Origin of the sequence: Janthinobacterium sp. BJB301, assembly GCF_002735685.1 — a bacterium.
GTDB classification, from domain to species: Bacteria; Pseudomonadota; Gammaproteobacteria; order Burkholderiales; family Burkholderiaceae_D; genus Janthinobacterium; species Janthinobacterium lividum.
Window position 1 is genome coordinate 622627 of the sequence record NZ_PDZJ01000002.1, and the last position, 16973, is coordinate 639599.

A 16973-nucleotide genomic window follows, 5' to 3' on the forward strand; every position below is an offset into this window, starting at 1 on the left:
CATGCCGGGCACCACCGCCTTCTGGCGCGACCCGTCTCTCCCCCACGTGGAGAGCCGGCGCGCCTGCCACAGCAGGGCGTGCTACAAGCCGCACAGCCATCCCACGTTTTCCATCGGCGCCGTCGACGCAGGCGGCAGCATCTTTACGGGCAGCAAAGACGGCAAGGTCGCCCTCGGCAATGGCAGCCTGGTGCTGGTGCCGGCCGGCTGCGTGCACGCCTGCAATCCCCTGCCTGACGCCCCGTGGAGCTACCAGATGCTGCATCTCGATGCGCGGTGGCTGCAAGTACACGCGCCGGCGCTCGATGGCGACACGGCAGCGGTGTTGCACTGCCCGCTGCTGTATGCGCAGTTTTGCGGCATGAATGCGCTGCTGTTTTCAACGGCCGGCGCGGCGGAGAAAAATGCGGTGCTGCTGGCGTTCCTTGGCGCCTGCGCCAGCGCCAGCGCAGACGTGCTGCCGTCGGAACGCAAGCCGCTGCCCCAGCAGTTGGCGCCCGTGCTCGCGACGCTGCAGGCGCAGCCCTCGGCCAGCCTGCGGCAACTGGCGGAGGCGGCTGGCCTGAGCCCCTATCAATTGATCCGCGCCTTTCGCGCCGCCACGGGCCTGACGCCGCATGCCTACCAGCTAAATATGCACGTCAACCGCGCGCGCAGCCGCTTGCAGGAAGGGACGGCGCTGGCGCAGCTGGCGCATGAGCTGGGCTTTGCCGACCAGAGCCACCTGCAGCGCGTCTTCAAGGCGCATGCGGGCATCACGCCCGGGCGCTACCGCTAGCCTGCAATTTTCTTCAATACGCGCCGGCAGCAGCATTGCATACTCGCCTCCCTATCGTTACGGAGCGCAAGCCATGCAGGACTTTTTATTGATCGCCGCCGCCCACTTTCTTTCCCTGCTGTCGCCCGGGCCCGATTTCTTCCTGATCGCGCGCACCTCGCTGGCCCACGGCTGGCGCGCCGCCGCCGGCACGTGCATGGGCATTACCGTGGCCAATGCGGTGTTTATCGTGGCGGCATTTGGAGGACTGTCGGTGCTGCGGGCGGGCAGTACGGCATTCATGGTGGTGCGGCTGGCGGGATGCGCCTATCTGCTGTACCTGGGCTGGCTGTTCTTGCGCCATGCGGGCAAGAGCCGCCTGGATGCCAAGCCCGCCACCGGCAAGGCGCGCTGGCGCGGCGGTGTCGTGATGGGGTTTGCCTCCGCCATCCTGAATCCGAAAAATGCGCTGTTCTACGTCAGCCTGGCCACCGTGCTGGCCTCCAGGCAGACAGACACCGCTGCGATGGTCGCATATGGCGCGTGGATGGTCTTTGCCGTGCTGGCGTGGGATATGGCGGTGGCGCTGGCCATCGGCAGCAGCGCCCTGCGGCAGCGCTTTGCGCGCGCGCTGCCGTCGCTGGAACGGCTGTCGGGCGTGATGCTGATCGTGCTGGCGGTGGTGCTGCTAGCGGATCAGGCCGGCAGCGGATCCAGGTAAAACACGGCAAACACTTTCAAGGGCGTGGTTTCCGTCGCTTTTTCCGAGCGCACGACGGAGCAATCGTCGGCGGCCAGGCTGCGCCAGTTCTGGATGCCGACCTTGGCGAACATGGCGTGCGCGGGGGCATTCGCCGCCAGGTCCAGCACCAGGCAGGCGTTGCGCGGGCCGGCGCCGTAGTTGACGGCGCGGATTTCAATGCCGAAGGTCGTCATCCACGGTTCCCACAAGCCTTTTTCCTTGCCGGCCGCCATGCGCTCGAGCATCTCGCCAAACGTCAGACCTTTCTTGACGGTATCGCGCAGTGCTTGCAGCGACGGCGCCAGGCGGGGATCGGGCTGCTTGTTGCCGGCGCGGATCTCGGCGATCGCTTTCAATTCCTTGATGATGGCCGCATCGCGTTCCGTGTAATCGCGCATGCGCGCGTAAAACTCGGCATCGAGGAAGGGATTGACGGTCAGCTTGGCGACGCCCTCTTCGCGGCGTTTCGGGGAGGGCGTGTTGGTTTTGGTCATGGCGATGGAGGGCAAAATACGTTGAGGGCCGCCAGTTTAACACCATGGCGCGTCGGCGGCGGCTTCAGCGCCGCTTTAATGTTGCGCCTGACGGGCGCGGGGCGGCCACTGCGGCGCGCGCGCCAGGCCGCATGAAGTCGCGCCGTGGCCCGAACAGGAAGACGGCGCCCGCATACAGCCCCGCCAGGGGGAAGCGTACCTCCCTGAGCAACTGCTGGAAAATGGCGATCGACTGCGCGCGGGTGACGGGAATGTCGGCGCGCCACTGGCACAGCACGTCATGCACGAGGCTGGCATGATACGTCGCCGGCAAGCCCAGGTGCTGCGCGCCATCGGGCGTGCCCACATAAAATAGGCCGAGCACGCTGATACAGGGCGAACAGCCATCCCAGGCATAGCCGGCGCGGATGCGGATCGCCGATTCGCGTATCGTCACCCACTCGTTTTCAAACTCTATGCCGTCAAGCAAGGGCGAGCAATAACCATAGTCACTGCCCAGTGCATAGCGCCAGGCGTTGCCAGGCATGCCGAAATTCTTCGGCATCAGTGGCCTCCCTGCCGTGCATGCCGCCGTTGTCGCCTATATGTCGTCTGCATGGGGTTATCTTGATCATTATCAATATCAAGATTTAAACATACTCCAGCAAAAGAAGGGCAACAAGCGGCAGACTCAGGCGCGCGGCGCCGCCGTCGATTCGCGCACCACCAGTTCGGGTTTCAGGCGCACGTCGAGCACCGGGGAATCGGGCGAAGCGATGGTTTGCAGGATCAGCCGGGCCGCTTCCGTGCCGATGCCGTGGTGACGGATGCGGATGGTGGTCAGGGGCGGACGGATCATGTCCATGTAGGGCATGTCGTTGTGGCCCACCACGGAAATATCTTCGGGGCAACTCAAACCCAGTTCGCGGATGGCGTCGTAGCAGCCGAGGGCCACCAGGTCGCTGCCCGTCACCACGGCCGTCGTCCGTGGCGACTGGCGCAGCAGTTCCAGCAGGGCCGCCTTGCCGCATTCGCGCGAATAGCCGCTGCTTTCAAACACGAACGCTTGCGAGCGATCGAGTTCGCTGGCCTGGATGGCGGCCAGGAAACCGAGGCGGCGCACGTGGCCCGTGGACAGGTTTTCCGGGCCGGCGATGTGCGCGATATGGCGGTGGCCCAGCGCCAGCAAGTGTTCCACCGCCAGACGCATGCCGACCACGTCGTCGCTGACGACGCAGGAAGCGACGCCCGTCTCGTCGCTGCGGTTGACGGTAACGACGGGCACATTCTGGTCGATGCACATCTTGATGACAGGATCGTCACGCCGTGCGGTAGCCAAAATCAGGCCGTCGACCTGCTGTCCCAGCAGGCGGTTGATGACGAACAGCTGCTCTTCCTCGTCAGCACCCACGTTGGCGACGATGGCCAGGTAGCCATGCTTGCGCAAGCCTTCCTCGATGCCCAGCAGGATCGGTGGAAAGACAGCGTTGGTAATGTCGGGCAAGACCACGCCGATGATGCGCGACTTGCGGGTGACGAGGGTGGAGGCGGCGCGGTTCGGCCGGTAGCCGAGCCGGCCCGCTTCGGCCAGCACGCGCGCGGCCACCTCGGCGCTGACCATTTGCCGCGTTGCCGGGTTCATCACGCGCGAGACGGTGGAAAAGTGCACGCCGCTGGCCCGCGCGACGTCGCTTAAGGTGGGGTTCTTGTTTGTCATGGGCTTCCCGGATCGCAATACGGTGATTTTATCGCAAAAAATGCCCCCGCCGTCAAAAACCGAGCAAACGCTTGCATTGAAATAATGCCGTTGCCCAAAGCGGTTTTGGCCGGCTTTAGTACAATCCAGCCTTGACAGCGTGCAAACGCTTGCATACCATGACTCGGACTTACCACTCGGGCCTGGTTGCCCCTCACAGAATTCCTATGTCTACTTCGCACAGCAAGCACGCCGAACAGAACGGCGAAACCTTCAACCTGAAAGAAGCCGCCCTCGCCTATCATGCGGAACCCCGCGCAGGCAAGATTTCCGTCACGCCAACCAAACCGCTGGGCGACGCCCGCGCCCTGACCCTGGCGTACTCGCCGGGCGTGGCCTTTGCCTGCGAAGCCATCGTGGAAGATCCGCGCACGGCCGGCATCTATACGTCGCGCAGCAACCTGGTGGCCGTGATCACCAATGGCACGGCCGTGCTGGGCCTGGGCGATATCGGTCCGCTGGCCAGCAAACCGGTGATGGAAGGCAAGGCTTGCCTGTTCAAGCAGTTCGCCGACGTCGATGTGTTCGACATCGAACTGGCGGAGAACGATCCCGACCTGTTCATCGACACCGTGGTGCGCATGGAGCCGACCTTTGGCGGCATCAACCTGGAAGATATCAAGGCGCCCGACTGCTTCTACATCGAACAGCAATTGCGCAAGCGCATGAATATTCCCGTCTTCCACGACGACCAGCACGGCACGGCCATCATCGTCGCGGCCGGCATCCTGAACGGCCTGGAACTGGTCGGCAAGGACATCGGCAACGTCAAAGTGGCCGTCTCGGGCGCTGGCGCCGCGTCGATCGCCTGCCTGGACTTGCTCGTCTCGCTGGGCCTGAACAAGTCGCTGCTGAAAGTGTGCGACAGCCAGGGCGTGATCTACCCGGGCCGCGATGCCAGCATGGAAGAGAACAAGGCGCGCTACGCGAACGACACGAGCGACCGCGACCTGGCTGACGCCATGGTCGGCGCCGACATCTTCATCGGTGTCTCGAAGGGCGGCGTGGTCAGCGCGCAGATGGTCGAATCGATGGCCGCCAAGCCGCTGATCTTCGCCCTGGCCAATCCGCATCCGGAAATCGCGCCGGAGAAAGTGCACGCCGTGCGCGACGACGCCATCGTCGCCACGGGCCGCTCGGATTACCCGAACCAGATCAACAATGTGCTGTGCTTCCCGTACATCTTCCGTGGCGCGCTCGACGTGGGCGCCACCACCATCAATGAAGAAATGAAGCTGGCCTGCGTGCGCGCCATCGCCGCGCTGGCCAAGGAGCCGCTGCCGGGTCACGAAAGCAGCGCCCTGACGCCGCTGCAACTGATACCGTCGCCGTTCGACGAGCGTCTGCGCAGCTGGGTCGCGCCTGCCGTGTCGCAAGCGGCCATCGCCACCGGCGTCGCCACCCGCGTGCCAGCAGTCGCCTGATACGCATGGCAGGCAATCCTGCCTTGGCAAAATAACAGCAAGTTACCATTGCTTACAAAAAAACCATGGCTGAAAACCATGGTTTTTTTCATTTCCCCCTTGAGACCGCCTATATAGTTATCGAAGAGTAAATTCCCGGGTGCCGTTTTTGCTGCCACCTTCGATTACAATGACGCCTACTTTATGTTGCTACAGTTGCCATAATGGCGACGTCGTGCGTTACCAAGGATATTCATGCTCGGCCTGACCTCTGTTTGTGTTTTTCTCTTTTCGGCATTGGCGTTGGCGGTCAACAGCGGATATTCTCTCGGCGCGCTGGTTCTTCTACTGGCAAGCGGTTCCCTGCTGTGGAAGCGTCCCAGCCTAGCCCTGCAGCGCCAGGACTACCTATTGATCAGTGTCCTACTGACGTATTTCCTGATCTTCACAGCCAATATGCTGTACCACGGTGATCCTCCGCGCGAATTCGACATGCCCCTACGCGCCCTGCTGGCGGTCCCGGTGCTGCTGTTGCTGTTGGCATATCCACCACGGCCGACGTTCTGGTGGGCCGGATTGTCCCTCGGCGCTATCGCCGGTGCAGCGTATGCATTGACGGAATTTGTCCCTGACAGTCTGATTCGTCCGCAAGCTGCCACCAGCAACCCCATTCATTATGGCAATGTCAGCATGCTGCTGGGCATGCTGACGCTCTGCGGATTCGACTGGGCGCGCACGCAAACGCACCGTTATGCCTGGAGTGGCCTGTTGCTGGCAGGATGCCTGGCCGGCATCGTCGGTTCGGTCATCAGTGGAAGCCGCGGAGGCTGGCTGGCCTTGCCCGTCTGCCTCATTATCATGGCCCTACATCACGCCAAAAACCATGGACGCCGCCATCTGGCCGTCACCATGACGCTGCTGTTCGTCCTCCTGAGCCTGGCCTACGCTATGCCGCATTCGCCGGTACAGCAGCGTGTGGCCACAGTCATCTCCGAACTGCAAAAATACAAAAATGACGGAGATGTCAGCACCTCAGTTGGCCAGCGCTTGGTGATGTGGGATACCGCAACAGAACTCGTAAAAGAGCATCTATGGCTGGGTATGGGTCGTACCGGCTATTTGCAACAGAAAAAAGTAATGCTGGCGGAAGGGAAAATTAGCAAACTCGTCAGCGACTACACGAATGCCCATAGCGACTACCTCGATGTGCTGGTCAAGCGCGGCATCACTGGCTTGCTGGCACTGTTGGCGCTGCTCCTGCTGCCCTTGGCACTGTTTGCTCGCACATCGTACCGCGGTCCCGCAAGCGCCCAGCCCTATGCGCTGGCCGGCGTGGTGCTATGCACTTGCTATATGATTTTCGGCCTGACGACGAGCTCGCTCACCCTGAATATCGGCATCATCATGCTGGTCTTCCCGATGGTGATACTGTGGGCCATGCTGCGTCAGCAAGAACGCATTGCCTGAGCTTCCGCCTGACCGTTTTGCTGTCCCCTGCAAGGAACCATACCGATGCTCACGCCCGACCTGAAGCGCCTCACCGCACTGCACGCGCCCTACAAAAAACACCTGGCCCTGGCCTTGCTGGCGATGGTCGTCACTGCGGCCACGGAACCGCTGCTGCCATATGCGCTCAAGCTGCTGCTCGACAATGGCTTTGGCGGCAAGGTGAATTTTTCCTTCTGGCTCGTGCCGCTGATCGTCATCGGCATCTTTGCCATGCGCGGCGCGTCGACGTTTGCCAGCAGCTACCTGATGAGCTATGTCTCCACGCGCATCCTCAACGAGTTGCGGCGCAGGATGTTTGCCAGCATGCTCAACTTGCCCATCGACTTCTACAACACCCACACGGTGGGCAAAGTCATCAACTCCATCATGTTCGAAGTGCAGCAGATCATCGAGATGGTGACCAAAGTGTTTACGTCGATCGTGCGCTCCTCGCTGACCGTGCTGGGCCTGCTGGCGTGGCTGCTGTACCTGAACTGGGTGCTGACGCTGGTGACCCTGGTGCTGCTGCCCCTGCTGACCATCGTCGTGCGCACCACGGGCAAGCGCCTGAAAAAACTCAACCGCGACTCCCTGGCCGTCAACGCGGAGCTGACCCAGGTCATCGAGGAAACCACGCGCGCCCAGCAAGTGATCAAGATCTTCGGCGGCCAGGACTACGAAAAGTCGCGCTTCGAAGAGCGTGCCGAGCAATTGCGCCGCTACAGCATGCGCATGACCACCACTTTTTCCGCCACAGTCCCCATCACGCAGGTGATCACGGCCGCCGCCGTGGCCCTGGTCATCGTGATGGCCCTGTTCCAGTCGGAGCAGGGGCAGATCACGGTCGGCGGGTTTGTGTCCTTCATCACGGCCATGCTGATGCTGCTGACGCCCTTGAAGCAACTGGCCGAAGTCAACGGCCCCCTGCAGCGCGGCATGGCCGCCGCCGAGGAAGTCTTCCAGCTGATCGACAAGACGCCGGAACGCACGGGCGGCAAGCCGCTCGCCGGGCGCAGCAAAGGCCGCATCGAGTTCAGGGACGTGAGCTTTGCCTATCCCGGACATCAGGAACCGGCGCTGCGGCACATCGACCTGAGCATCGCGCCAGGACAAACGATCGCCTTTGTCGGCATGTCCGGCGGCGGCAAATCAACCCTGGTCAGCCTGCTGCCCGGCTTTTACTCGGCCAGCAGTGGCGAGATCTTGCTCGATGGGCAGAATATCGATGCCATCGCCCTGACCAGCCTGCGCAGCCAGATCGCCATGGTCAGCCAGCAGGTCGTATTGTTCGACGATACCCTGGCCGCCAATATCGCGTATGGCGATGCAACGCCGGACCGGCAGCGCATCGAAGCGGCCGCGGCCGCGGCCTTCCTGTCGGACGTCATCGACGGCTTGCCCGACGGCCTGGAAACGCGCTTGGGCGACAACGGCTCGCGCCTGTCCGGCGGCCAGCGCCAGCGCGTGGCCATCGCCCGCGCGATCTACAAGGATGCGCCCATCCTGATCCTTGATGAAGCGACCTCGGCACTGGATACGGAAGCGGAACGGGCCGTGCAAGCGGCGCTGGAACATCTGATGCAAGGTAAAACCACCCTCGTTATTGCGCATCGGCTATCAACAATTGAACGTGCGGACCGTATCGTGGTATTGTCACATGGGAAAATAATGGAAACCGGCAGTCACCAGCAATTATTGGATGCCAACGGCGCCTATGCCAATCTGCATCGCCTGCAATTTTCCCAGCAAGTGGCTTGACACCATCGAATGAATACCTGAAATCGTACTGATACATGACGCCTTTGATTCCCGCCGAACTTCTACAAAAGTCGGACAAAATTCTTTTCATCGCCCATCTGGCGCTGGGAGACTTTACCTACCTGCAAAACGGCTTCCGCGCCTTCGCCGCGGCCTATCCCCATATTCAGATCCACCTGTGGGTCGACGAAGTGCGCCGCACGTCCGACGCGAAACAATGGGAAAGCCTGCGCACCTATTCGCTGTATGACTGGGTAGAGCAGTCGGGCCTGTTCGCCAAGGTTTACCGCAAGACCTACAGCCCTGCGCTCTACGAAGAGTCACTGCGCGAAGCCAAGGCGGAACACTATCCTGTCGTCGTGTCACTGGCCCACGTACGGCCACAGCAATACGCGGATCTTGCCCGCGCGATCAGCCCGAACGGGCTGGTGATCGGCACGCGCAAGCCGTTCAGCCCACTGCGTCCCTGGCATTACCTGGCCTATCGCAAGATCGATGCCGTGCTGGCCTCGTATGCGGGACAGGATGCCGGCGAGCACCATATCAGCAGCGTGTATGCGGACTGGTTCCATCAATTGACGGGAATCGACATTCCCGTGGCCGAACGCTATCCCTTCGTGCACATTCCCGAGCAGGCGCTGCAGCAGGCGCAGGCGCAACTGGCCACCTGGGGCTTTGCCCCACGCCAGGGTCCGCTCGTACTCCTGAACCCGTTTGCCAAGTCGCACAAGCGCGGCTGGCCGCTGGAACGCATCGCCGAGCTGATCGCGCGCATGCAAGCGATGCCGAAGTGGAAAAATGCCTGCTTCCTGATCAATGCCATGCCGCAGGAACTGGCCAAGGTCGATGCGGTCGTGCAGGCGCGTGGCTTGCCGCGCACGCAAGCCTTCAGCGCTGTCGACAACTTTTTCCAGCTGCCCGCCATGCTGGCGCAATGCGACCTGATCATTTCGGTGGAAACATCGATCATGCACCTGGCGAACGCCGTGCATGTGCCGGTGGTGGCATTGATGCGCAAGAAGAATCCGGAGTGGGCGCCGTTCGACAGCGCCAACAGCACCGTCATCACGGTGGCGCGGCGCAGCGACTGGGTCAAGGCGATCTCGGTCGACCAGGTATTGCAGACCATCGCCTAGACAACACTGCAGTGGCTAACCGGTGCCCAGCATGCTGATGCGCACCAGGTCGGCCACATTGTCGACGCCCAGCTTGTCCATCAGGCGCGCCTTGTGCACTTCCACCGTGCGCACGGAAATGCCCAGTGCCGGGGCGATATCGCGGTTGTGCTGGCCTGTCACCACCAGATGCATCACTTCCCGCTCGCGCGGCGTCAAGGCGCGCAGCAAGGCTTGCCCCTCCACCTGGCGCAGCAATTGGCCGCGCGCATGCGCCTCGCGCGAAAACGCTTCATCGATGGCTGCCAGCAACTTGTCGTGATCAAACGGTTTTTCCAGGAAGTCGCTGGCCTGCGCCTTGAAGGCCTGGCGTGCCAGGGCGACGTCGCCGTGTCCCGTGATAATGATGACGGGCAGCATGCATTTGAGCTCCAGCAAGCGGCGCTGCAGGCTCAGGCCATCCATGCCCGACATGCGGATATCGACCAGCAGGCAGCCAGCCCACTCGGGACGCCAGCTGCGCAGGAAATCCTCTCCGCAGGAAAACAGGGCCGTGCGGTAGCCGCGTATGCCCAGCAGCAAACCCAGCGCATCGCGCACGGCGGGATCGTCGTCGACGATAAACACCGTCAAATTACTTGTCACCATACTCTCCTGTAGCAGCCTCACTGGCGCGCGCCAGGGGCAGGACAAAACGAAAAATGCCATGCTTGCCCACTTCGGCCCATAGCTGGCCGCCATGCGCTTCGACGATGCTGCGGCTGAGCACCAGCCCCAGACCCAGGCCGCTGGCCTTGCTCGAGACAAACGGTTCGAACAGGCGCGCCGCCAGGCTATTGGAAATGCCGGGGCCGCTATCTTCCACGGACAGGCGCAGCCGCCCGCCTTCGAGCCGCTCGGCCGAGACCGTGATGCGGCGCCGTCCCCGCGGCTGACCCATCACCGCATCCTGCGCATTGGCCAATAAATTACGCAACACCAGCTCGATCTGCAGGCGGTCGGCGTTGACGGCCAGCGGCGACGGCGGCACCAGCACCAGTTCGATGCCATGTTCATGGAACAGCGGCGTGAACTGGCGCGCCATGCCCTCGATCAAGGCGCTCGCCTCCACCGCTTCGAGCTGCATCGCGCCCGTGCGGAAAAAGTCGCGCAGGCGGCGCACCACGTCCGCGGCGCGTCCCGATTCCACGATCATGTGTCCCACCGCGCCCTGCAGCAAGGCGCCCGCTTCGCCCCGCTCCAGCAAGTATTCGCACGCCTTGCCATAGGTCGACAAGGCCGTCAGCGGCTGGTTCAGCTCATGCGCGAGCGCGGCCGCCATCTCTCCTGCGGCCGCCAGGCGCATCGTGTGTTTCAGTTCGTCGGCCACTTGGCGCATCTCATCGACGACGATGCCGATAAAAAATCCCACCAGCGCCAGCACGGCATCGAGCAGTTGCAATTCATAAAACTGGATATCGACCGCATGCGTCCATTTCACCAGGGTGATGATGCACAGTTGCAATACAAACACGGCCAGCACGGCGCCATGCAATCCCTGGCGCGAGGCGGCCCAGATCACGGGGAGAAACAGGAAGTAGAAATGCTTGTATTCGGAACGCACGATGGAACCGAAGAGGCTCCACAGCACAAAACTGGCGAGTGCCAGATACGCCAGGGTTTCCCAGCGCCAGACGGCGGCATGCAGACGCTCGCGCCCCCGTTCGCTGAACAGCACCCAGATCAGCGGCATCGACACCAGCATGCCGACCATGTCGCCGATGCCGAAACGCCAGACTGCCGTCCCCCATTCGCCGGCCGGGATGCGTCCCGTCAGCGACAGCAGGGAAATATAGCCGAGCGCATTGAGCACGGTGCCAAACAGCACGATGGCGACCCAGGCGCTCAGGCGGCGCCGGTTGTCGAAGATGTCGCTGCTGCTGAAACTGCGGCGCAAGACTGCGCCCATACTGCCATAGCCGAGCACCAGCCACGCCGAACAGAGCAAGGTCAGGGGCAAGCCTGCCGGCATGCCGCGCACCAGTACCTCGCCTGCCACCAGGGCGATAAACCACGGCAGCGCCGCCTTGCGGCCGTGGATCAGCCAAAATACCAGGCCCAGCGCGGGATCGGGATTCCAGGGGGTGATGTTCAGCCCGTACATCGGGTCAATATACGTGGCCCAGTCAAACAGCAGATACAAGCCGACAAAGGCGGGATACGGCAGGTAGCGGGACAGAAATAGGCGCATAACGGTGTTTTTTTAACTGTCCCGCATTATGCATCGCAAGCGTGCGCCACGCCATGCCAACTTGCGTTATAAGCACATGAAATAATTTTCATGCAATATCGCAAGGCACGCAGGCGGCGTCAGGCTTAGGCCAACGGCAAGCGCACTTCCACCAGCAAACCCAGGCCGCCATTACCTCTGTGCAACTGAATCGTGCCGCCGTGCTGGCGCACGACGGAAGCGACGATGGACAAGCCCAGGCCGCTGCCTGGCTGCACCTGCTGCGGCGCGCGGAAAAAGCGGTCGAACACGCGTTCATACAGGGCCGGCGCGATGCCCGGCCCCTGATCGGCCACATGCAGCACGGCCTGGCCCCGCTCCGCGTGCAGCGACACCGTCACGCTGCTGCCGCGCGGGCTGTACTTGATGGCGTTTTCCACCAGATTGTCGATCAGCGAGACCAGGCTCTCGCGCTGTCCGGCCACGTTGAGCGAAACGCTGGCTTGCAACTCGAGTTCGATATCGCCCGCCTGGGCCAGGCCGGACAGGGCCGCCAGCCGGTCTTGCAGCAAGGTATCGAGCGCCTGCCGCCGCGGCAACTCGCCCCCGCCCGCCTGCACTTCACTGCGCGTCAGCTGCAGCAGCTGGCCCACCAGGCGCGCGGCCCGGTTGCCGCTGTTCAAGATACCGTCCAACAGCTCTTGCTGGCGTGCATCATGCGCCTGCCCCTGCAGAGCCTCGACATTCACGCGCATGGCCGCCAGCGGCGTGCGCAGCTCATGCGTGGCATCGGCGATGAAGCTGCGTTCGCGCGAGGCACTGGCATCGACCCGCTGCAGCAGGGCATTGATATTGTCGACCAGCGCCGCCAGTTCGCCATGCGGCGGCTTGAACGCCAGCGGACGCAAATCCTGCGGCCCGCGCGCCGCCACCTCCTGCGCCACCTTGCGCCACGGGCGCATGGCAAGGCGGATCGACAGCCAGGCCGGCACCAGCAGGAACGGCAAGCTGATCAGCAACGGCAGCAGGTAGTAGCCACGTGAATTGATCGTGACGAAAAATTGCCAGGCGCCCCCCACTTCCAGCACAGTCACGCGGGTTGTCCCTTCGATCAGGCTGCGGCTGCGCCAGGCCTGGCCCTTGATGTACACCACTTCCATCTGCTCGGGGCCGGCGCTGCGGATGCCGCTGGGCGCCGCGGGGGACTTGTAGACCAGTTTGCCTTCGCGCCAGACCAGGATGCGCGGCGCCAGCTCAGGTACCTGGCCCATTTCAAATTCCTCGCGCAAGGCTTCGTCGATCGCGCGCAAGCTTTGCTCCTGGCGCTGCGGCTGCTCGGCCAGGTTATCGGCCACGCTGATAATGGCGTGCAAGACGCCGCGGCTCACCGTGCTCGCTTCGCTCGTCCCCTCGAACAGCACATACGCCACGGCCAGGCTCCACAGTACTGTCAGCATCAGCATTTGCGCCATCATCAGGCGGCGCACCAGGGTAGGCCGGCGCAGCATGGCCCAGAAACGCCCCATCATGCGCCAGCACCCGGCGGGGGGGATGTCTCGCCCTGCTGGTCGATGACATAGCCAACGCCGCGCACGGTACGGATATAACCCTCGCCTATCTTGCGGCGCAGGTTGCCCATATGCACATCCAGGGTATTGCTGGCATTGGCCAGCCCGCCGGGCAGGATGTGCTCTTCCAGCACGCGGCGCGTGATGACCCGGTTGGCACGCATCAGCAAGGTCTTCAGCAGGGCATATTCACTGGCCGTGAGCTCCACGGGCCGGCCATGTACGCTGACCCTGCGCGTGGGCACTTGCAGCAGCAAGCCGCGCAATTCGATGGTGTCGCCATCGAAGCCATAGCTGCGGCGTGCCAGGGCGCGCACGCGCGACAGCAGCTCGGCCAGCACGAACGGCTTCACCAGGTAGTCATCGGCGCCACCGTCCAGGCCACGCAAGCGCTGTTCCAGCGTATCGCGGGCGCTGAGGATCAGCACCGGCAGGCGCGCCGCGCGCAGCCGGGCCAGCAAATCGAGGCCATCGCCATCGGGCAAGCCCAGGTCCAGCAGCACCAGTTCGCAACTGTCGTGCTCGATGCTGCGCGCCGCATCCTCCAGGCTGCGCACCCAGACCACTTGCATGCCCTGGTCACGCAGGGCAATCCGCACGCCATTGCCCAGGTCCATATCGTCTTCAATCAGCAGTATCTTCATGGGGAGTATTAAACCACCGCAAGCTGAAGAATGGGTAAAGAAGCGTTCTTCATCCAATCTTAATAAAAGGCTCATTTTTCCTTCATGGCAAGGATGAATACTGTCGGCTGTCAATCGAGCCACTCCGGACTCGGTTCTCCACCTGACGGAAAACTCCATGCACGCATCTACAACCTTGTTGACCTCGCTGGCACTGGCCTGCGGCCTGAGCTTGAATCCCCTGGCCGCCGCGGCGGCCGAACCGGCGGCGGAAAATGTCTTCACCATCGGCGGCGGCGTCGCTGCCGTGTCCAGCTATTCCGGCGCTGACAAGCTGTCGGCCTCGCCGCTGATCATCCTCGACTACGCCATGGCCAATGGCTTGTTCTTCAGCACTTCGCGCGGCATCGGTTATGGCGGCCAGGCAGGCCCCTTCAGCTACAGCGCCGCGCTGGGCTACCGCGGCAATCGCGAAGACCACAAGCGCAATGGTGCCAACGGCTGGGGCGGCAGCGATTATCTGAAGGGCATGGGCGAAGTCAAGGGCAACGCCAGCGCCCTGCTCAGCGCGGGCTATTCGCCCTTGCCGGGCCTGTCGTTGAGCGTGTCGAGCGACATTCCCCTGTCGAACCGCGAAAACGGCGCCAACGTGCATTTCGGCGCGACAGGCCAGATCTACGGCCGGGCCGATGCCAAGGGCGTGCAGCAAGACAGCGTGAACATCAGCGGCCAGCTCGGCTGGGGCGAGCGCAAGTACGTGCAGACCATGTATGGCGTGACGGCCACCCAGGCGGCGAATACCTCGTTCAAGCAATACACGCCCAAGGGCGGTTTCTATGAAGCACAGGCCACCATCAACTGGGAGCACCGCTTCGATGCGCGCTGGGGCATCAATACCTTGGTCGGCGTCGAGAGCCGCCTGGGCGACGCGGCCAAGAGCCCCATCGTGCAGCGCAAGACATCGCCGATCGGCGCCGTGTATGTCACCTACCGCTATTAAGACCGGGACGGCATAAGGGAAACCCGTACGCTGTTTCGCCAATTTACACAGGGGGGTGGCATAGATAACATGAGACGGTTTTCCGACTATGGCCATCCCTTCCATGCATGCATCGCGCCTTGCGCCGCAACGTCACCGCGCCCCAGACAGCGCCGCGGGCGCGGGCGGCAAGCCGGGCCAGGATACCTTGCTGCTGCTCTTGCCCGTCAAGCGCGCCAGCGACATCATCTACGGCGCGCGCTACGCCAGGCGCTTGCAGGAATGGGGCATCCAGGTCAGCGTCAGCCTGCTGCACGTGACAGCGGCGCCACCGCGCCAGGCCGATGGCTTGCCCCGGCACAGCGCCGGCGCATGCCATGCGCTGGACCCGGCCACGCAGCAGATGATGCACGAGGCGGGACTGTATCTGAGCCGTTCGCAGCTCACCTTCAGCACGCATATTGTCGCCGGCGAGCTGCTGTTTACGATCCTCGATACGGCTGAACTGCTCGGCTGCCACGAAATCGTCCTGCCGGCCCTGCGGCACAGTCCCTGGCAGCGCCGCTTTGCCGGAGCGCTGGCACGCAGGCTGGCGCGCGCCACGCGCAGCGCCACGGTCTTGCTGGCCGATACCGACGGCATGAGCGGACCGCCGCCTGCCTGAAGCGCCGCCGGCGCCAGGCCCATCCACATACACATGGAACCCTTTGATGACACAAGCCATTACCCTGCACGCAGGCCTGAGCAATATGCCGCCAGGCATGTCACGCGTGCGCGAGCTGCTCAAGCTGCAATTGCGGGCACAGCTGCAGCGCCGGCAGACGCGCATCTGGCTGCAGCTGCTCAATTCCCATCCCGTGTTCCAGGACTTGCTGCAAGCCTATCCACGCATGATGCACAAGGTGTACCGCCACTACCTGAGCACGAACCTGTCGTGCCGCCAGCGCGTCGCCTTGCTGGTCGAGCACTATCATTTCATCCTGCAACAAGGCTGGGGCAAGCTGATGACGCAGGCGGCGCGCGCGCCCGTGCGCCTGGGTACCGTACCGGGAAAATCGGGCGCGCCCTACCACCTGCAGCTGTGTTCGCTACAACCGATGGACCGCGAAGGCGAGATGGTATTGCAACTGGCACATGGCGATGACGTGATCTACTCGGTCGCCTTTACCTTCTTCGGTTCCCGCGCGCGCGCCAGCATGAGCGTGGGCATCGGTTGCATCCAGGGTCCGCGCGGTGCGGAAGGCTTGCGCCGCGTGCGCGAGGCCACGCGCGACCTGCATGGCATGCGCCCCAAGGCCCTGATGGTGCGCCTGGTGCGCCAGCTGGGACATGAACATGGCTGCCGCAACATGGTACTTGTAGGTAACGCCAACCGCGCCGTCCACCATTCCGCCAAAAAGGGCCGTTTGTTCGCCGACTACAATGCCCTTTGGCAAGAACTTGGCGCCCAGGCACGCAAGGATGGCGATTTTGAGCTGCCATGCGAAAATCTGCCCCTGCCTGCACTGGAAGACATTCCGTCAAAAAAACGCTCGGAAGCACGCAAACGCCACGAACTGACGCTGGCCATGATCGGCAGCCTACGTAGCGGCCTCGACGCCCATCGCAGCCCGCTGCAGGTCACCACGGCAGGCACTGCGGCAGCCGTCACCGAGGCACGGCAAGCGGCAGATATGGACGACGAAGACTACGCTTCCGCCGCCGCCTGAGCACCGCCCCTCCTCCTGCGGCACACGCTTCAACCCGTGCACGGCACAATCCTGTTACGCTAGCGCTATCGGTATGCACATGTGGTGCGCCGGTTCCCCCAACGCTTACTAGGAGGCAAGTCATGCGCGTAGACATCTACCGCCGGGCCGAGCACGACGGCATTTTTTCCTATCTCGCCGTGCCGGAAGGAAAGCTCATTCCGGAAGAAGTTACCAATACCGACTGGCAGCTGGAAGTACGCGCCAGCGAAGTGGCCGACGATGCCCAGGCCTTGCCCAACTACCATATCGAACAGCCGCACCAGCAGATCGCCGCCAAGGGCTATGCGATCACGGGCCTGAAAGACATGTAAACGAAAAAAGCCAAACCAGCGTGTCCGCGGTTTGGCTTTG

Annotated in this window: 16 protein-coding genes and 1 pseudogene; 10 read left to right on the forward strand and 7 right to left on the reverse strand. The window is 62.9% G+C overall.

Annotated elements, in window-relative coordinates; genetic code table 11:
* Window position 1 precedes the first annotated feature (1 nt).
* Window positions 2-778 carry an AraC family transcriptional regulator gene (locus CSQ91_RS16085; protein WP_099388935.1) on the forward strand — a complete coding sequence of 259 codons (777 nt, stop codon included), beginning with the start codon at window positions 2-4 and terminating at the stop codon, window positions 776-778.
* A 73-nt stretch (window positions 779-851) separates the two neighbouring features.
* Entirely contained in the window at window positions 852-1478 is a 627-nt protein-coding gene (locus CSQ91_RS16090; RefSeq protein WP_099388936.1) for a LysE family translocator, read from the forward strand.
* Here CSQ91_RS16090 and CSQ91_RS16095 read toward each other — a convergent pair.
* The 3 genes from CSQ91_RS16095 to CSQ91_RS16105 form a co-directional block, all read right to left on the reverse strand.
* Window positions 1454-1993, reverse strand: a complete 540-nt coding sequence (locus tag CSQ91_RS16095; protein WP_257217374.1) for a hypothetical protein — start codon at window positions 1991-1993, stop codon at window positions 1454-1456. The two genes, CSQ91_RS16090 and CSQ91_RS16095, sit on opposite strands and share 25 nt — an antisense overlap.
* Before the next feature lie 64 nt (window positions 1994-2057).
* A complete protein-coding gene (locus CSQ91_RS16100; RefSeq protein ID WP_180278446.1) occupies window positions 2058-2537 on the reverse strand; it encodes a hypothetical protein in 480 nt (159 codons plus the stop codon).
* A gap of 126 nt (window positions 2538-2663) precedes the next feature.
* Window positions 2664-3689, reverse strand: a complete 1026-nt coding sequence (locus CSQ91_RS16105; protein ID WP_034786474.1) for a LacI family DNA-binding transcriptional regulator — start codon at window positions 3687-3689, stop codon at window positions 2664-2666.
* 206 nt (window positions 3690-3895) lie between these two features.
* On the opposite strand from CSQ91_RS16105, the pseudogene CSQ91_RS16110 reads away from it, so the two are divergent.
* The 4 genes and pseudogenes from CSQ91_RS16110 to CSQ91_RS16125 all read left to right on the forward strand — a co-directional run.
* A pseudogene (locus CSQ91_RS16110) lies at window positions 3896-5134 on the forward strand (malic enzyme-like NAD(P)-binding protein); the annotation flags it as partial.
* Between the two features lie 252 nt (window positions 5135-5386).
* Entirely contained in the window at window positions 5387-6598 is a 1212-nt protein-coding gene (locus tag CSQ91_RS16115; protein ID WP_099388938.1) for an O-antigen ligase family protein, read from the forward strand.
* 45 nt (window positions 6599-6643) lie between these two features.
* The gene (gene msbA / locus CSQ91_RS16120) at window positions 6644-8377 is read left to right on the forward strand and encodes a lipid A export permease/ATP-binding protein MsbA (protein ID WP_099388939.1); all 1734 of its coding nucleotides are present in this window, start codon (window positions 6644-6646) and stop codon (window positions 8375-8377) included.
* A 35-nt stretch (window positions 8378-8412) separates the two neighbouring features.
* On the forward strand, window positions 8413-9513 hold the full coding sequence (locus tag CSQ91_RS16125) for a glycosyltransferase family 9 protein (protein WP_070254278.1): 1101 nt from the start codon (window positions 8413-8415) through the stop codon (window positions 9511-9513).
* A 15-nt stretch (window positions 9514-9528) separates the two neighbouring features.
* On the opposite strand, the gene CSQ91_RS16130 is transcribed toward CSQ91_RS16125, so the two are convergent.
* The 4 genes from CSQ91_RS16130 to CSQ91_RS16145 form a co-directional block, all read right to left on the reverse strand.
* A complete protein-coding gene (locus CSQ91_RS16130) occupies window positions 9529-10140 on the reverse strand; it encodes a response regulator transcription factor (RefSeq protein ID WP_099388940.1) in 612 nt (203 codons plus the stop codon).
* Window positions 10127-11722, reverse strand: a complete 1596-nt coding sequence (locus tag CSQ91_RS16135) for an ATP-binding protein (RefSeq protein WP_099388941.1) — start codon at window positions 11720-11722, stop codon at window positions 10127-10129. The genes CSQ91_RS16130 and CSQ91_RS16135 overlap by 14 nt, the downstream gene beginning before the upstream one ends.
* Before the next feature lie 125 nt (window positions 11723-11847).
* Window positions 11848-13230 carry an ATP-binding protein gene (locus CSQ91_RS16140; protein WP_099388942.1) on the reverse strand — a complete coding sequence of 461 codons (1383 nt, stop codon included), beginning with the start codon at window positions 13228-13230 and terminating at the stop codon, window positions 11848-11850.
* Window positions 13227-13913, reverse strand: a complete 687-nt coding sequence (locus CSQ91_RS16145; protein WP_070254281.1) for a response regulator — start codon at window positions 13911-13913, stop codon at window positions 13227-13229. The genes CSQ91_RS16140 and CSQ91_RS16145 overlap by 4 nt, the downstream gene beginning before the upstream one ends.
* Window positions 13914-14070: 157 nt before the next feature.
* Here CSQ91_RS16145 and CSQ91_RS16150 point away from each other — a divergent pair, with 157 nt between their 5' ends.
* The 4 genes from CSQ91_RS16150 to CSQ91_RS16165 all read left to right on the forward strand — a co-directional run bounded on the left by CSQ91_RS16150 (window position 14071) and on the right by CSQ91_RS16165 (window position 16933).
* Window positions 14071-14892 (forward strand): MipA/OmpV family protein, encoded by an 822-nt coding sequence (locus tag CSQ91_RS16150; protein ID WP_070254282.1) that lies wholly within the window; start codon window positions 14071-14073, stop codon window positions 14890-14892.
* Between the two features lie 88 nt (window positions 14893-14980).
* Entirely contained in the window at window positions 14981-15535 is a 555-nt protein-coding gene (locus tag CSQ91_RS16155; RefSeq protein WP_099388943.1) for a universal stress protein, read from the forward strand.
* 46 nt (window positions 15536-15581) lie between these two features.
* A complete protein-coding gene (locus CSQ91_RS16160; RefSeq protein ID WP_099388944.1) occupies window positions 15582-16580 on the forward strand; it encodes a VirK/YbjX family protein in 999 nt (332 codons plus the stop codon).
* Window positions 16581-16702: 122 nt separating this feature from the next.
* Window positions 16703-16933, forward strand: a complete 231-nt coding sequence (locus CSQ91_RS16165; protein WP_034786466.1) for a DUF6139 family protein — start codon at window positions 16703-16705, stop codon at window positions 16931-16933.
* Window positions 16934-16973: the final 40 nt, after the last annotated feature.

What these genes read in the sequence shown, in the direction of transcription:
- CSQ91_RS16085 (WP_099388935.1), top strand. Translation starts at nt 2, where the DNA reads ATGCCGGGCACCACCGCCTTCTGGCGCGACCCGTCTCTCCCCCACGTG.
- CSQ91_RS16090 (WP_099388936.1), top strand. Translation starts at nt 852, where the DNA reads ATGCAGGACTTTTTATTGATCGCCGCCGCCCACTTTCTTTCCCTGCTG.
- CSQ91_RS16095 (WP_257217374.1), bottom strand. Translation starts at nt 1,993, where the DNA reads ATGACCAAAACCAACACGCCCTCCCCGAAACGCCGCGAAGAGGGCGTC.
- CSQ91_RS16100 (WP_180278446.1), bottom strand. Translation starts at nt 2,537, where the DNA reads ATGCCGAAGAATTTCGGCATGCCTGGCAACGCCTGGCGCTATGCACTG.
- CSQ91_RS16105 (WP_034786474.1), bottom strand. Translation starts at nt 3,689, where the DNA reads ATGACAAACAAGAACCCCACCTTAAGCGACGTCGCGCGGGCCAGCGGC.
- CSQ91_RS16115 (WP_099388938.1), top strand. Translation starts at nt 5,387, where the DNA reads ATGCTCGGCCTGACCTCTGTTTGTGTTTTTCTCTTTTCGGCATTGGCG.
- msbA (WP_099388939.1), top strand. Translation starts at nt 6,644, where the DNA reads ATGCTCACGCCCGACCTGAAGCGCCTCACCGCACTGCACGCGCCCTAC.
- CSQ91_RS16125 (WP_070254278.1), top strand. Translation starts at nt 8,413, where the DNA reads ATGACGCCTTTGATTCCCGCCGAACTTCTACAAAAGTCGGACAAAATT.
- CSQ91_RS16130 (WP_099388940.1), bottom strand. Translation starts at nt 10,140, where the DNA reads ATGGTGACAAGTAATTTGACGGTGTTTATCGTCGACGACGATCCCGCC.
- CSQ91_RS16135 (WP_099388941.1), bottom strand. Translation starts at nt 11,722, where the DNA reads ATGCGCCTATTTCTGTCCCGCTACCTGCCGTATCCCGCCTTTGTCGGC.
- CSQ91_RS16140 (WP_099388942.1), bottom strand. Translation starts at nt 13,230, where the DNA reads ATGATGGGGCGTTTCTGGGCCATGCTGCGCCGGCCTACCCTGGTGCGC.
- CSQ91_RS16145 (WP_070254281.1), bottom strand. Translation starts at nt 13,913, where the DNA reads ATGAAGATACTGCTGATTGAAGACGATATGGACCTGGGCAATGGCGTG.
- CSQ91_RS16150 (WP_070254282.1), top strand. Translation starts at nt 14,071, where the DNA reads ATGCACGCATCTACAACCTTGTTGACCTCGCTGGCACTGGCCTGCGGC.
- CSQ91_RS16155 (WP_099388943.1), top strand. Translation starts at nt 14,981, where the DNA reads ATGGCCATCCCTTCCATGCATGCATCGCGCCTTGCGCCGCAACGTCAC.
- CSQ91_RS16160 (WP_099388944.1), top strand. Translation starts at nt 15,582, where the DNA reads ATGACACAAGCCATTACCCTGCACGCAGGCCTGAGCAATATGCCGCCA.
- CSQ91_RS16165 (WP_034786466.1), top strand. Translation starts at nt 16,703, where the DNA reads ATGCGCGTAGACATCTACCGCCGGGCCGAGCACGACGGCATTTTTTCC.